The sequence below is a fragment of the Streptomyces sp. CNT360 genome (genome assembly GCF_000424785.1).
In genome coordinates this window covers 598,192-611,370 of the sequence record NZ_AUKO01000001.1, presented here as the reverse complement: position 1 = coordinate 611,370, position 13,179 = coordinate 598,192, and the positions used below count along the sequence as shown (strand labels likewise).

At 73.7% G+C, this 13,179-nt stretch carries 13 protein-coding genes; 8 read left to right on the top strand and 5 right to left on the bottom strand.

Going from position 1 to position 13,179, the window contains the following annotated elements; genetic code table 11:
• The first annotated feature begins 12 nt into the window (after positions 1–12).
• Complete coding sequence (locus H297_RS41020) at positions 13–180, top strand: DUF3117 domain-containing protein (protein ID WP_016469583.1); 168 nt, start codon at positions 13–15, stop codon at positions 178–180.
• 124 nt (positions 181–304) lie between these two features.
• On the opposite strand, the gene H297_RS0102625 is transcribed toward H297_RS41020, so the two are convergent.
• Complete coding sequence (locus H297_RS0102625; protein WP_027735783.1) at positions 305–1,000, bottom strand: class I SAM-dependent methyltransferase; 696 nt, start codon at positions 998–1,000, stop codon at positions 305–307.
• A gap of 127 nt (positions 1,001–1,127) precedes the next feature.
• On the opposite strand from H297_RS0102625, the gene sigE reads away from it, so the two are divergent.
• The 5 genes from sigE to H297_RS0102600 all read left to right on the top strand — a co-directional run bounded on the left by sigE (position 1,128) and on the right by H297_RS0102600 (position 6,805).
• Entirely contained in the window at positions 1,128–1,901 is a 774-nt protein-coding gene (gene sigE, locus H297_RS0102620; protein ID WP_078513681.1) for an RNA polymerase sigma factor SigE, read from the top strand.
• Entirely contained in the window at positions 1,898–3,043 is a 1,146-nt protein-coding gene (locus H297_RS0102615; RefSeq protein WP_027735781.1) for a zf-HC2 domain-containing protein, read from the top strand. Before sigE ends, H297_RS0102615 begins: the two co-directional genes overlap by 4 nt.
• A gap of 223 nt (positions 3,044–3,266) precedes the next feature.
• Positions 3,267–5,201, top strand: a complete 1,935-nt coding sequence (locus tag H297_RS41015; RefSeq protein ID WP_078513680.1) for a trypsin-like peptidase domain-containing protein — start codon at positions 3,267–3,269, stop codon at positions 5,199–5,201.
• A gap of 176 nt (positions 5,202–5,377) precedes the next feature.
• Positions 5,378–5,944: a sec-independent translocase gene (locus tag H297_RS0102605; protein ID WP_027735779.1), complete on the top strand. Its 567-nt coding sequence runs from the start codon at positions 5,378–5,380 to the stop codon at positions 5,942–5,944.
• Positions 5,945–6,148: 204 nt separating this feature from the next.
• The gene (locus H297_RS0102600; protein WP_027735778.1) at positions 6,149–6,805 is read left to right on the top strand and encodes a hypothetical protein; all 657 of its coding nucleotides are present in this window, start codon (positions 6,149–6,151) and stop codon (positions 6,803–6,805) included.
• Between the two features lie 46 nt (positions 6,806–6,851).
• Here H297_RS0102600 and H297_RS0102595 read toward each other — a convergent pair whose 3' ends face one another.
• The 3 genes from H297_RS0102595 to H297_RS0102585 form a co-directional block, all read right to left on the bottom strand.
• On the bottom strand, positions 6,852–8,009 hold the full coding sequence (locus H297_RS0102595; protein WP_051351427.1) for an Mrp/NBP35 family ATP-binding protein: 1,158 nt from the start codon (positions 8,007–8,009) through the stop codon (positions 6,852–6,854).
• A 102-nt stretch (positions 8,010–8,111) separates the two neighbouring features.
• On the bottom strand, positions 8,112–8,639 hold the full coding sequence (locus H297_RS34085; RefSeq protein ID WP_037792512.1) for a DUF1003 domain-containing protein: 528 nt from the start codon (positions 8,637–8,639) through the stop codon (positions 8,112–8,114).
• Positions 8,632–9,975 carry a magnesium transporter MgtE N-terminal domain-containing protein gene (locus H297_RS0102585; RefSeq protein WP_027735776.1) on the bottom strand — a complete coding sequence of 448 codons (1,344 nt, stop codon included), beginning with the start codon at positions 9,973–9,975 and terminating at the stop codon, positions 8,632–8,634. The genes H297_RS34085 and H297_RS0102585 overlap by 8 nt, the downstream gene beginning before the upstream one ends.
• A gap of 168 nt (positions 9,976–10,143) precedes the next feature.
• Between H297_RS0102585 and H297_RS0102580 the strand changes: the two genes are divergently transcribed.
• Positions 10,144–10,905 (top strand): hypothetical protein, encoded by a 762-nt coding sequence (locus H297_RS0102580; RefSeq protein ID WP_027735775.1) that lies wholly within the window; start codon positions 10,144–10,146, stop codon positions 10,903–10,905.
• Positions 10,906–11,035: 130 nt separating this feature from the next.
• A complete protein-coding gene (locus H297_RS34080) occupies positions 11,036–12,553 on the top strand; it encodes a serine/threonine-protein kinase (protein WP_486589377.1) in 1,518 nt (505 codons plus the stop codon).
• A gap of 46 nt (positions 12,554–12,599) precedes the next feature.
• Here H297_RS34080 and H297_RS0102570 read toward each other — a convergent pair whose 3' ends face one another.
• Entirely contained in the window at positions 12,600–13,175 is a 576-nt protein-coding gene (locus H297_RS0102570) for a hypothetical protein (protein WP_027735774.1), read from the bottom strand.
• Positions 13,176–13,179: the final 4 nt, after the last annotated feature.

The following is a 13,179-nucleotide window of genomic DNA, read 5'->3' as shown; positions in this document are numbered from 1 at the left end:
AGGGGAACGAGCATGGCGGCCATGAAGCCGCGGACGGGTGACGGCCCGCTCGAGGTGACCAAAGAGGGGCGGGGCATCGTCATGCGCGTTCCGCTCGAAGGCGGTGGGCGACTCGTCGTCGAGCTGACACCGGACGAGGCGACGGCGCTCGGCGAGGAACTGAAGAAGGTCTGCGGCTGACGACCGGCCGGTCCGGCCGCAGGACGACCGCTGCCCCGGGTGTACGCACGCACTGCGCGCGTACGTTCCGGGGCGCTGTCGTTCTCCCGCGGCGCCGCCTGCGGTGGGCGGGGCAACCGCGCGGTCACTCACCGCGTTTGACCGCACACAGCAACCCGTCGCCGACCGGCAGCAGCGAGGGCATCAGCACCGTGCTCTCCCGCACCGTGCGCAACAGATCGCGCAGCCGCAGCACTTCGGCCGGCTGCGCCGCGGCACCGACGGTACGGCCCTCCGCGAGTACCCCCGCGAAGCAGATCAACCCGCCGTCGCGCAGCAGTCGCAACGACTCGGCGAGATAGTCCAGGCACTCGGTGCGGTCGCCGTCGCAGAAGACGAGGTCGTACCCGCCGTCCGCGAGGCGGGGCAGCACATCCAGGGCCCGTCCCGGGATGAAGCGCACCCGGTTGCCGCCGTTGCCCACGAAGCCGGCCGTCCGGAAGGCCTCCCGCGCGAACTGCTGCCGCTCCGGCTCGATGTCGACCGTGGTGAGCACCCCGTCGGGCCGCATCCCGTGCAACAGGTGCAGCCCGGAGACGCCGGTGCCGGTACCTATCTCGGCCACCGCCTTGGCGCCGGCGGTCGCCGCCAGCAGCCGCAGCGCCGCCCCGGTCGCCGGGGAGACCGAGCGCAGACCCGCCTCCTGGGCCCTGGCGCGGGCCCAGCGCAGCGCGTCGCTCTCGGCGCTCTCGACCAGCTCGGCGCCGTACGCGTCGGCGAGCGCCCAGCTCGTCTGCCGGTTGCCGGTAATGGCCCTCTCCTGTCCCCGTCCTCCACGCAATCGTGACTGTATCCGTTGGCCCGGGAACCTGCTGATGGGACTGGGCGTTGAGGAGGGAGAGACCGGCGTGCGGCGCTCGCCAAAGCCGGGCAAAGACGCTTATCCGGAGCTAACGGGAGATGTGGCTATGGTAGGGGCTCCAGTGGACACCACCAGAGCCGACAGGGGAGGTGCGGCTGCGAGCCGGGACCGCGGCGTCTTCGCCAGATTCCGCCGGTCCGCGGAACAGCCGAAATCCGTGACCGACACCGCTGACCAGGCCCGCACCGCCGACACCGCGACCACGGCGTCCTTCGAGACCGCCGCGGACGTCCAGGCGTGGACCCCTCCCTCCTGGGAGGAGATCGTCAGCACCCACAGCGCCCGTGTCTACCGGCTCGCCTACCGGCTGACCGGAAACCAGCACGACGCCGAGGATCTCACCCAGGAGGTCTTCGTCCGCGTCTTCCGGTCGCTGTCCACCTACACGCCCGGCACCTTCGAGGGCTGGCTGCACCGGATCACCACCAACCTGTTCCTGGACATGGTCCGGCGCAAGCAGCGCATCCGCTTCGACGCGCTCGCCGACGACGCCGCCGAGCGGCTGCCCAGCCGCGAGCCCACCCCGCAGCAGCACTTCAACGACACCCACTTCGACGCGGACGTCCAGCAGGCGCTGGACACCCTCGCCCCCGAATTCCGTGCCGCCGTCGTGCTCTGCGACATCGAGGGGCTCTCCTACGAGGAGATCGCTGCCACCCTCGGTGTGAAGCTCGGCACGGTCCGCAGCCGCATCCACCGTGGCCGGTCCCATCTGCGCAAGGCGCTCAAGCACCGGTCGCCCGAGGCCCGGGCCGAGCAGCAGCGTGCCCTGAGCACCACGGTGCCGGCCGCCCGGGCCGGGGAGGTGAGCGCCGGGTGACTCCCGCCGAACACCACCTCGGGGACCGGCTCGCCGCCCTCGTGGACGGCGAGCTCGGCCATGACGCCCGCGAACGCGTCCTCGCCCACCTGGCGACCTGTGCGGGCTGCAAGGCGGAGGCCGACGCCCAGCGGCAGGTGAAGAACGCTTTCGCCGCCGCCGCACCGCCACCGCCCTCCGACGGGTTCCTCGCCCGCCTCCAGGGCCTGCCCGCGGCCGACGGCCTGGGCCCGCAGGGGCCGGACGACCTCGGCCCCGGTTCCGGGCCCCGCGGCCCGGGCTCCTCGCCCGCCGACGAGGGCGCGGTGGGGGCCTTCTCCGTCGCCGGGCTGCCCGGGGGCGCCGACCGCTCGCCCTGGACGTTCGAGTATCTGCCGGTCAGCCGCGGCGGCCGCGGACCACTGGCCCCGCAGCGCGGCTTCCGTATCCACCAGACGCCGCGCCTCGACCGCCCGCAGCGGGCCGACCGCGCCGCACGCGAACAGGCCGAGCGGGAGCGGGCCGAGCGGGAGCGCTCCGCCTCGCGGGGCCGCCGTTTCGCCTTCGCCGCCGCAGGAGCGTTCTCCCTCGCGGCGCTGGCCTTCGGCGGCACCCTCGCCGCCGGCGCCACGGGCGGCCCCGGCGGCGGTGGCGACACCCCGTCGGCGAACTCGGTCCGCAGCGCGGGATCCGGCTCGGGCCCGAACTCCGCCTCCCGGGACACCCGGCGTCGCGGTGGCGACCACCGGGGTGGAACGCTCAGCACGCGCAGCGCTCCCCGCCCCACCTTCGCGCCCGCGCCCGCCGCCTCGTACGGGGCGGTCGCGCCCGCACCGCGGCTGTCGGCGTCGGAGAGCCTGTTGCAGCGGTCCACCACCTCGCCGCTCTCCACGCTCCCCGCCCTCGACCCGCGGCGCCTGTCCGCCGCCATGGACTACACCGACTGGCCACAGAAGAGCGGGCCCGCCGGGGCGTTGCGGGCGCTGAGCGGCAGCGGGAAGTCGGTTCCGAAGGGCGCGGCTTCGCCCGCCGCCTCGGCGGGCAGCAGGCAGGCCGTGGCACCGGATCCCGCCGTGCTGCGCTCCCTGCCCGGCCGCGCCCCGCTGGCGACGGCTCCCTCCACGGCCCCGACCGCCGCCACGGCGAGTCCGGTCGGACACTGAGGCGGCTGCCACCCGCCGCCGACGCGGAGAGGGAACGGTCCGGTGCCGCGTAAGTGGTGCCGGACCGGTGCCGTGTTGACGGGCGTTGGGCGGCGCCCGGCACACCTGGTTGAATCTCCTTCCGGCGACCTGTCGCCCTCCCGGTGCACTCCGTGACCCCCGCGGCCGGGAGGCCGGGCAGAGCCGGGGAGGCGAGCAGCGCGGGTGACCATCTGGAGAGAGCATGGATGAGCCGAAGGCCACCAGGCAGCCACCGAAGTGGTGGAGCCGCCCGCGCCGTACCCCCGCGTGGCACCCACCCGCGGACCCCTCGGCCTCGACGGAGCCCCTGCACCCCACCGACCCCCCGGCTGCCGCGGAGCCCACCCCCGCGGAGCCCTCACGGTCCGCGGAGCCCCTGCGTGGGGCGGAGCCCGTGAGCTCTGCGGAGCCCGCTCCCTCTGCTGACCCCGCTGCCGCGGAGCCCACCCCCGCGGAGCCCTCACGGTCCGCGGAGCCCCTGCGTGGGGCGGAGCCCGTGAGCTCTGCGGATCCCGCCAACGCCGCTGACCGCACTCCCGCGGAGCCCGCCCCCGTGGAGCCCTCCGAGTCCGCAGAGCCCGCGCGGGCGGCGGGGCCCTCTCAGTTCGTCGAGCCCGTCGATGCGGACTCCGGGGCAGGGGGGACCGCGACGGTTCCCGGTGCCCGCGCGGAGCCGTACCAGGGGGCGGAGCCGCTGCACGGGGTGGACCCGTACGCGACGCCTCCGTACGGGGGGCCGGGACCGTGGGCGCCGGCCCCGCCCGTGCAGCGTCCGGCCGTCACACCGGCGCACGGGGTCACCGTGCCGCCGCTCGCCACGACGCCCCCGTACGGGGTGCCCACAGGCGGCCCGTGCGGGGACGAGACGCCCGCCGCTGCGGCGACGCGGCCGCTGCCGCCGCAGCCGTCCCAGGCGCACCCGCCGCCGCAGCCGCCCCAGGGGGTGCCGCCGCAGCCGCCCGCACCCCTTCAGCAGCCCGTAGCCCCCGGCCCGTCGCCGCAGCGGCCGGGGCGTGGGCGCCGACGTCACTCCCGGCTGGTGATCGGCGCCGTCGTCCTGGCGCTGGCCGCCGGCGGGACGGGCGGGCTGATCGGGGTCTACGTCGAGCGCAACGGCGGCGTGGGCGACGTGAAGCTCCCGCAGACCGCCACGGGGCCGCTCGGCGAGGGCGGCGAGCGGCCGAAGGGCAGCACCGCCGGCATCGCGCGCCAGACGCTGCCCGGCGTCGTCACGCTGCACGCGCGCGGCGGCGGGGCGGAGGCGACGGGCACCGGGTTCGTGCTGGACCGGCGGGGCCACATCCTGACCAACAACCACGTCGTGGAGTCGGCCCGGGGCAGCGACGCCGTGCGGGTGACCTTCAACAGCGGGCAGACCGCCACCGGCGAGGTCGTCGGGAGCGACAGCGGCTACGACCTGGCTGTCGTCAAGGTGTCCGGGGTCTCGGGGCTCACGCCGCTGCCGCTGGGCGACTCGGACGCCGCCCGCGTGGGCGACCCCGTGGTGGCCGTCGGTGCGCCCTACGACCTGGACGGGACGGTGACCACCGGCATCATCAGCGCCAAGGAGCGCCCCGTCACCGCCGGGGGCGAGGAGCCGGGCAGCGAGATGAGCTACGTGGACGCGCTGCAGACGGACGCGCCGATGAATCCGGGCAACTCGGGCGGGCCGCTGGTCGACCGCAGGGGCCGCGTCATCGGGGTGAACAGCGCGATCAAGGGGGCCGGCAGCGATGCCGCGCTGCCCGAGGGGGAGGGCGGTGGCAGCGTCGGTCTCGGTTTTGCGATCCCCGTCAACCAGGCCCGCCGGGTCGCGGAGGAGCTGATCAACGACGGCCGGGCGACGCATCCGGTGATCGGCGTCACGCTCGACATGGAGTACGACGGCGAGGGGGCGCGGATCGGCGGCTCCGCCGGCCAGGAAGCGGTCATCAAGGGCGGCCCGGCGGACGAGGCAGGGCTGGCGGAGGGCGACGTCGTCACCGAGGTGGGCGGCAAGGCGGTGGACGGCGGCGAGGAGCTGATCGTCCGGGTCCGCAGCCACCGGCCCGGCGACAAGCTGGACCTGACCGTGCGGCCGGGCGGCTCCGGGGCGGAGCGCACCGTCGCGGTGACTCTCGGCTCGGCGTCGGGGTGAGCGGTGCCGCCGTGCCGGTGCCGGGCGGCGGTGACGCGCGGACGTAGGGGGAACGCACTGCGGGATGCGGGTGTCCGGGTGGGATCGGTGCGAGGGCGGGGTCCCGGGGACGGGCCCCGGGCGGGTACCGTGACGGGTGGCCATGAGAGCCGCGGACGGAGTGAGGGAGTCGAGCGGTGTTCTTCGACATAGGACCACTGGAGCTGGTCGCGCTCATCGTGCTCGCCGTGCTGGTGTTCGGCCCCGACAAGCTCCCCAAGATGATCCAGGACGTCTCCGCCTTCCTCCGCAAGGTGCGGCAGTTCTCCGACAGCGCGAAGCAGGACATCCGCGAGGAGCTGGGTCCGGAGTTCAAGGACTTCGAGTTCGAGGACCTGAACCCGAAGACGTTCGCGCGCAAGCACCTGCTGGACAACGACGACCTGGGCATCAAGGAGATCAGCAACAGCTTCGACTTCCGCAAGGATCTGGCCGAAGTCACCGACGCGGTCAACGGCACCGACAGCGGAGGCGACCGCGGCTCCGACACGAACGGTGCCCGGGACGGCTCCGCCGGCGGCGGCACCAAGAACGGCTCCAACGGCTCCGGGCCGATCGACATGGCCAAGAAGGGCGCCGCCTCGGCCACCCGTGGTACCCCTGACCTGGCCAAGCACGGGTCCGACGGGGTGAACGGCCGACCGGTGGCCGGGGACACCCCCCGGCGGAGTGACCCGCCGCCGTTCGACGCGGACGCCACCTGAGCTCTCATCAGGCAACGATCGGGTCACCGCCGCCCGGACGGCACCGGGACATCTACGGCGTTTGCCGTCCATCTCGTCACCCGCACCGCGTCCTGATCCCCTGGGCATGACCGACGCGGCCGACCGGTGTGGCTATCCTCCCAGTGTCGGGGGTCGCCGGGCTGGGCTGCCCAGGGCACAGGGCAATGAGGAGGCGTCGCGCAGATGGAGACGACGAGTCGGCTGGCCGGTGAATCCGGGCCCGCCGCGCAGGGGGTGCCCGGCGCGCGGCGGGCGGTGGACGAGTACCTGATGGCGGCCTTTCCGTGGTACGGACTGGACGACGCCTTCACCGGGCCGCGCTGGCTGATGCAGGTCGGTACCGCGGCCGACGGCACGGTCGAACACGGCTCCACCGGGCACGGCGAGGAGCCCTCCCTCCACGCCGACAACTCCCCCGAGGAGCAGAGCTTCGCCGTCGTCGTCACCCTCGCCAGCCGCCCGGTGCGGCGCAGCGGGGACGGTACGGGCACGCTGGAGGCCACCTCCGTCTCGACCGCGGCCTGGCTGGCCGGTTCCGGACTGCTGTCGTGCAGCTTCCCGATGGAGATGGACCGCAGCCTGCGTCAGGACTGGCTCGACCAGCAGACCGGCGTCGCCTGGGAGCTCGCCGACGACCTGGAGGGCGCGGGCTGGAACACCCTCTCCCTGCCGGTGGACGGCGTTCCGACCGACTTCCACTACCGCGAGTCCGAGTACGGCTGGGTGCTGGCCGGCTCGGCGCAGGAAGGCGTCCACCTGGGTGCCTACGGCCGCGGCATGAGCGCCTACGGCCTGGGCTTCTGCGTGGTCCGGGACATCACCGCCTACGAGCAGCGGTAACGCCCCGTCCCCTCCTCTTCAGGGGCTGTGCGCCCCCGAAGGGGCCTCAGAACTTGTTGCTGGGGGTCAGCCCCAGGGACAGGCCCGAGAGGCCGCGCTGGCGGGCACCGAGCTTGCCGGCGACGGTGCGCAGCGCCGTTCCCGCCGGGGAGTCGGGGTCGCTGAGGACCACGGGCTTGCCCTCGTCGCCGCCCTCGCGAAGGCGGATGTCGATCGGGATGCCGCCCAGGACGGGCACCTCGGCACCCGTCGTGCGGGTCAGTCCCTCGGCGACCTGCTTGCCGCCGCCGGTGCCGAAGACGTCGACCATCTCGTCGCAGTGCGGGCACGGCATGCCGGACATGTTCTCGATCACGCCGACGATCTTCTGGTGCGTCTGCACCGCGATGGAGCCCGCCCGCTCGGCGACCTCGGCGGCGGCCTGCTGCGGGGTCGTCACCACCAGGATCTCCGCGTTCGGGACGAGCTGGGCCACCGAGATGGCGATGTCACCGGTGCCGGGCGGCAGGTCGAGCAGCAGCACGTCCAGGTCGCCCCAGTAGACGTCGGCCAGGAACTGCTGGAGTGCCCGGTGCAGCATGGGCCCGCGCCAGACGACGGGGGCGTTGCCGGGGGTGAACATGCCGATCGAGATGACCTTCACACCGTGCGCCGACGGCGGCATGATCATGTCCTCGACCTGGGTCGGCCGCCCGTCGGTGCCCAGCATGCGGGGAACGGAGTGGCCGTAGATGTCGGCGTCGACCACCCCTACCTTCAGTCCGTCGGCGGCCAGGGAGGCGGCCAGATTCACCGTCACCGACGACTTGCCGACGCCGCCCTTGCCGGAGGCCACGCAGTAGACGCGGGTGAGCGAGCCGGGCTGGGCGAAGGGGACCTCCCGCTCCGCCTTGCCGCCGCGCAGGGAGGCGGCCAGCTCCCGGCGCTGCTCGTCGCTCATGACGTCCAGCTCGACCCGTACGCCGGTGACCCCGGCGACGCGCTGGACGGCCTCGGTGACCTCGGAGGTGATGGTGTCGCGCAGCGGGCAGCCGGAGACCGTCAGATAGACGCCGACGTCGACGCTGCCGTCGGGCGCGACGGCGATGGATTTGACCATGCCCAGGTCGGTGATCGGCCGGTGGATCTCCGGGTCGTTCACCGTAGCGAGCGCCGCTCGTACGGCGTCTTCGGTGGGAGTGGTCGCCTCGGTCTCGGTAGCCATAACTGAATGGTAAGGGCGCGCGGAGCGCGTCGGACAAGGGGCGCGGGCCGGGTGGCGGTGCGGGCGGCGAGGGCGGCACCGCGCCGGGCCCCGAGGGCCCGGTCAGCGGTCCTGATCCCTCTCCCGGGCGCCCCCGGAGCCGGACGGGGAGTCCGTGTCCCGCTCCTGGAGCTCCTTGAGGAGGTCGGCGAGTTCCGAGCGCATCCAGTCGCGGGTGGCGACCTCGCCCAGCCCCATCCGCAGCGCGGCGATCTCGCGGGTCAGGAACTCGGTGTCGGCGATGCTGCGCTCGTTGCGGCTGCGGTCCTGCTCCAGGTTGACCCGGTCCCGGTCGTCCTGGCGGTTCTGCGCCAGCAGGATCAGCGGGGCGGCGTAGGAGGCCTGGAGGGAGAGAGCCAGCGTGAGGAAGATGAACGGGTACTCGTCGAACTTCCAGCCCTGGGGGGCGGCGATGTTCCAGCCCATCCACACCACGATGACGATCGTCATCCACAGCAGGAAGCGCCCGGTCCCCAGGAAGCGGGCGATCCGCTCCGAGACGCGCCCGAACATCTCCGGGTCATAGGCCGGCAGCAGCGCCCGGCGCGGGGCACGCGGTACGTCGAGCCGGGGGCCCTCCCGCTCAGCCATGGCGCCCCGCCTCCCCGCCGGTTCCGGTCCGGGTCGCGTCGCCGGTCGTCTCCAGGTGCCGGTCGGGGAACCCCGGCAGCCCGCCGGCGGCGGTGGCCTCCCGCCAGTCCTCGGGCAGCAGGTCGTCCAGTACGTCGTCGACGGTGACGGCCCCCAGCAGGTGGCTGCCCTCGTCGACCACGGGGGCCGAGACGATGTTGTAGGCCGCCATGTAGCCGGTCAGCGCGGGCAGCGGCGTGTCCGGCGGCAGCGGACGCAGGTCGGCGTCCACGATGGCGCCGACCAGCGCGAACGGTGGCTCCCGCAGCAGCCGTTGGAAGTGGACGACGCCCAGGTAATGGCCGGTGGGCGTCTCGTCCGGGGGGCGGCACACGTACACCTGGGAGGCCAGCGGGGCGGGCAGATCCTCCTCCCGGACCCTGGCCAGCGCCTCGGCGACGCTCGCGTCGGGACGCAGCACGATCGGTTCGGTCGTCATCAGGCTGCCGGCGGTGCCCTCTTCGTACGTCAGCAGCCGCCGCACCGGCGCCGCCTCCTGGGGCTGCATCAGGTCCAGCAGCCGGTTCTTGTCCTCCTCGGGCAGCTCTCCGAGGAGGTCGGCAGCGTCGTCGGGGTCCATGGCCTCCAGGACGACGGCGGCGCGTTCGTCGGCGAGCTTGCCGATGATCTCCACCTGGTCGTCGTCGGGCAGCTCCTCCAGCACGTCGGCGAGCCGGTCGTCGTGGAGGGCGGCGGCGACCTCGGCGCGGCGCTTCTCGGAGAGGTGGTGCAGCACGTTGGCCAGATCGGCGGGGCGCAGTTGTTCGAAGGTGGCGAGCAGGTTGGCGGTGCCCTGTTCCGGTTCCTCCAGGGCGAAGCCGGTCACCGCCTCCCACTCGACGGTCAGCGTCTCCCCGCGCCGGCCGCGCAGTCCGCCGCCCTTGCGCCCCTTGCGGACGAAGAGCCGGTCGATCTCCCAGTCCCGGCGTGCGGGCAGCCGGTGCAGGCCCACGTCCAGCACCGTGACCTCCTCGCCGGTCTCCTTGAGGGTCACCCGGCGGTCCAGGAGCTCGCCCAGCACGAGGTGCTCGTTGGGGCGCCGCTCGAAACGGCGGATGTTGAGCACCCCGGTGGTGATGACCTGCCCGGACTCCACGCCGGTCACCCGCGTCATCGGCAGGAAGACCCGGCGCCTGCTGACGACCTCCACCACCAGGCCCAGCACGCTGGGCAGCTTGCGCCGCCCGCCCAGCAGCGTCACCACGTCACGGACCCGTCCGACCTGGTCGCCGTTGGGGTCGAAGACGGCGACGTCGGCGAGGTGGGAGACGAAGACCCGGGGAGCGCCGGCTGGCATGAGCTGTCCGTCCTGCTTTCATCCTGTGTGCCCGTGTATGAGGGTTTCAGGCTAGCGTGACCGGCGCCACAGCCGTCGCAGCGGTGTGGTCCGGACGGCTGCCTTCCGGAGGGGGCGCTCCGTACGGGTAGGGTGCCGTCCTGCCGCCGACCACAGGAGGAGCCCCTCGTGACTGGACGCGCCCGCGCACCCCGGAGTGCAGCGCTGCTCGCTCTCGCCAGTGCAGGAGCCCTCACGGCGCTGAGCGGGTGCGGGAGCGAGGACCCGGACGCGGGCACCAACGGCGTGGGAAAGCTGTCCGCCGGCACAATCGAGAAGAAGGCCCGCACCGCCTCCGAGCGGGCCAGATCCGTGCGGGTTTCCGGCAGCGTCGTCAGCAAGGGGCACACCTACCGCCTCACGATGCGGCTGCGGAGCGACGGCGGCGTCGGCAAGGTCTCGGCCAAGGGCGGCTCCGCCTTCCAGCTCCTGCGCGTCGACCGCGACCTCTACCTCAAGGCGGGAACCGGGTTCTGGGCCCAGCAGGAGGGCGGCAAGGAGCCCGGCAAGAGCGATGTGGCCGCCGCCGGGAAGCTCAAGGGCAAGTACGTGAAGGTGCCCAGCAGCGACCCCGCCTACAAGCAACTGAGCGTCTTCACCGACATGAACACCCTCCTGGACGGCCTGCTGGCCATGGAGGGGAAGCGGGAGACGGGGGAGCGCGGCGAGGTGGGCGGCACCAGGACGGTCCGGGTCACGGCAGGCGGCGGCCGGGGCGGCACCGTCGACGTCTCCCTGGAGGGCAACCCGTATCCGCTGCGGCTCCAACGCGCGGGCGGCGCGGGGACCGTGCGGCTCACCGACTGGAACGACAGCTTCGCGCTGCACGCGCCGAAGAAGCAGGACACCGTCGACTACGGCAAGAAGATCTCCCCGGAGCGGACGGGCTGACCTTTCCCGGACGGCCCGAACAGTCGTACCGGTCCCGGCTCACTATGATCGCTCGTACTGTTGCGCCCGTTACGGTGAACGCTCAACGGACGAACGCGAACAACTGATTGCTGATGAGGGAGACGGAGCGGTGGCCGTAACGCATGGGGAGTACGTGGGCCGCTACCGACTGCGGGAGCGCCTCGGAGCCGGCGGTATGGGCAGCGTGTGGCTGGCCGACGACGAGACCCTGGGCGCACAGGTCGCCATCAAGCAGATCGAGATGCCCGCCGGCAGCGGCGGCAGCGATCCCGACAGCGAAGGCAGCGACGGGTCCGGCGAATTGGCGCCCATCCGTCGCGCCCGCCGCGAGGCGCTGCACGCCACGAAGCTGCGCGGGCACCCGCACGTGGCGACGGTCCTCGACGTGGTGCAGCACGAGGGGCTGCCCTGGATCGTCATGGAGTACGTCTCGGGCGCGACCGACCTGGCCAAGGTCATCCGCGACGAGCCGCGCCTGCCGGACGCCGAGATCTGCCGTATCGGCGTCGCCGTGCTCAAGGCACTGGAAGCGGGCCACGCGCACAGCATCCTGCACCGCGACGTGAAACCGGCGAACATACTTCTCGCGCCCGACCATGCCGGGAACCGGCACGGACGGGTCATGCTGACCGACTACGGCATCTCGCTCGAAGCCGACTCCGGGCAGACGCGGATGACGCAGACCGGCGTCATCGGCACCCCCGGTTTCACGGCGCCCGAGCGGATGCAGGATCAGGAGCGGCGCGAGTCGGACCTCTTCTCGCTCGGCGCGACGCTGTACAGCGCCTCCGAGGGGCACGGCCCGTTCGACCGGAGCTCGCCCATCGCCTCGTTCTCCGCCGCACTCCTCGAACCGCCGCAGGCACCCGTCAACGCGGGCCCCGAACTGCACGCCCTCCTGCTCGGCCTGCTGGAGAAGGATCCCGACCGGCGCACCGACACCGGTTCCGCCATGACGCGGCTCAACCGCGTCGCGGCGGGCCCGGCGGTGGACGGCGTCACCTGGGACATCCGGGGCTCGGGGCGCGGTACAGGCGGCCGTGCGGAGTCCGGTGCGGGCCGGGTTGCGGCGCAGACGCCGGGCCCGGCTCACGGTGGCAGCCGTCAGGCGGCGTCGTCCGGCCCCTCGGACGCACCGGGCACCCCCGGCGCACCCGCCGCCCCGAGCACTCCCGGCGCACCGAGTGCCCCTGGCGTACCGAGCACTCCTGGCGCATCGAGTGCCCCTGGCGCACCGGGAGCGCCGGTCCCGGCGGACGCACCCCCCGCGGCCCGCCCCGCGTACGGTCCGCTCGACATGGCCGGTGCCGACGCCGGCGGTTCGGCCGCGCGGAAGAGCAACCACGTCCTCATGACCGCCTTGAGCGTGACGGGCAGGGGCCTGTTGGCGGCATGGCGCTGGGTGTGGGGCCTGAGCCTCAAGGGGAAGGTGCTGCTGATCCTCGCGATCATCGCGCTCACCTTCCTCGCGGAGATCTTCGGCCGCCTGGACGCCAGCAACAACGCGCTCGGGGACGCCACGAGGCCTGCGAGTGTCTCCGTCGCCGCCGCGGGGGCGGTCGGTACGGAGAGCGAGGCCGGAACCGAGCTCTGCGCCGGCAAGGGCGAACTCCCGCACCGGACCTGACCTGACGACCTCGCGGACGTGGCGTGGGCGGTGGAAGTGCCGCAGGTCAGCTGGTCCGCTTGCGCTTCCGGCGCCGCGTGAGCAGCCGCGGCAGCCCCGCGGGCTGCGGGCGGCGGGTGGTGGCCGGGCTTGCCACCGGCGGCGCCGCCTGCGAGTCGCGGGGCATCGACCCGGGCTGTTCCAGGGGCCGGCCCGTCGTCGGCTCCAGGCGCAGGACGCGGCTCTCGCGAGCCCAGCGCTCCGTCATGGTGTCCGCGTCCGGTGCGTTGAGCCGCTTGCCCTTCAGCTCGTCGACGACCTCCTGCCACTCCCGTCCGTGGGGGGCCAGTTCGCGGACGCGGGCGGACCAGACGACCAGCCGGGCTCCCTTGTCCTTGCCGCGCACGGTGACGGTCGCGGTGGCGCCGTCGGTCAGGCCCAGGTCCGCCAGCGGCTGCTCCAGCGAGCCGTCGCCGACCAGGCAGACGGCCCCCTCGCGCCACACGTGCCACAGCCCCCGCGCGGGGCCGACCGGCCCCCGCACCCACACGAGGCCGGACTTCTTGGCCGTCTCCTCGATCAGGGCGCGGTCGAGGTGGGTCGCGGCGGAGTCGGCTCCGGTGGGGGCGGGTGTGGCGGTCATGGCG

What these genes read in the sequence shown, in the direction of transcription:
- sigE (WP_078513681.1), top strand. Translation starts at nt 1,128, where the DNA reads ATGGTAGGGGCTCCAGTGGACACCACCAGAGCCGACAGGGGAGGTGCG.
- H297_RS0102570 (WP_027735774.1), bottom strand. Translation starts at nt 13,175, where the DNA reads ATGACCGCCACACCCGCCCCCACCGGAGCCGACTCCGCCGCGACCCAC.
- H297_RS0102585 (WP_027735776.1), bottom strand. Translation starts at nt 9,975, where the DNA reads ATGCCAGCCGGCGCTCCCCGGGTCTTCGTCTCCCACCTCGCCGACGTC.
- H297_RS0102600 (WP_027735778.1), top strand. Translation starts at nt 6,149, where the DNA reads ATGGAGACGACGAGTCGGCTGGCCGGTGAATCCGGGCCCGCCGCGCAG.
- H297_RS0102595 (WP_051351427.1), bottom strand. Translation starts at nt 8,009, where the DNA reads ATGGCTACCGAGACCGAGGCGACCACTCCCACCGAAGACGCCGTACGA.
- H297_RS41020 (WP_016469583.1), top strand. Translation starts at nt 13, where the DNA reads ATGGCGGCCATGAAGCCGCGGACGGGTGACGGCCCGCTCGAGGTGACC.
- H297_RS34085 (WP_037792512.1), bottom strand. Translation starts at nt 8,639, where the DNA reads ATGGCTGAGCGGGAGGGCCCCCGGCTCGACGTACCGCGTGCCCCGCGC.
- H297_RS41015 (WP_078513680.1), top strand. Translation starts at nt 3,267, where the DNA reads ATGGATGAGCCGAAGGCCACCAGGCAGCCACCGAAGTGGTGGAGCCGC.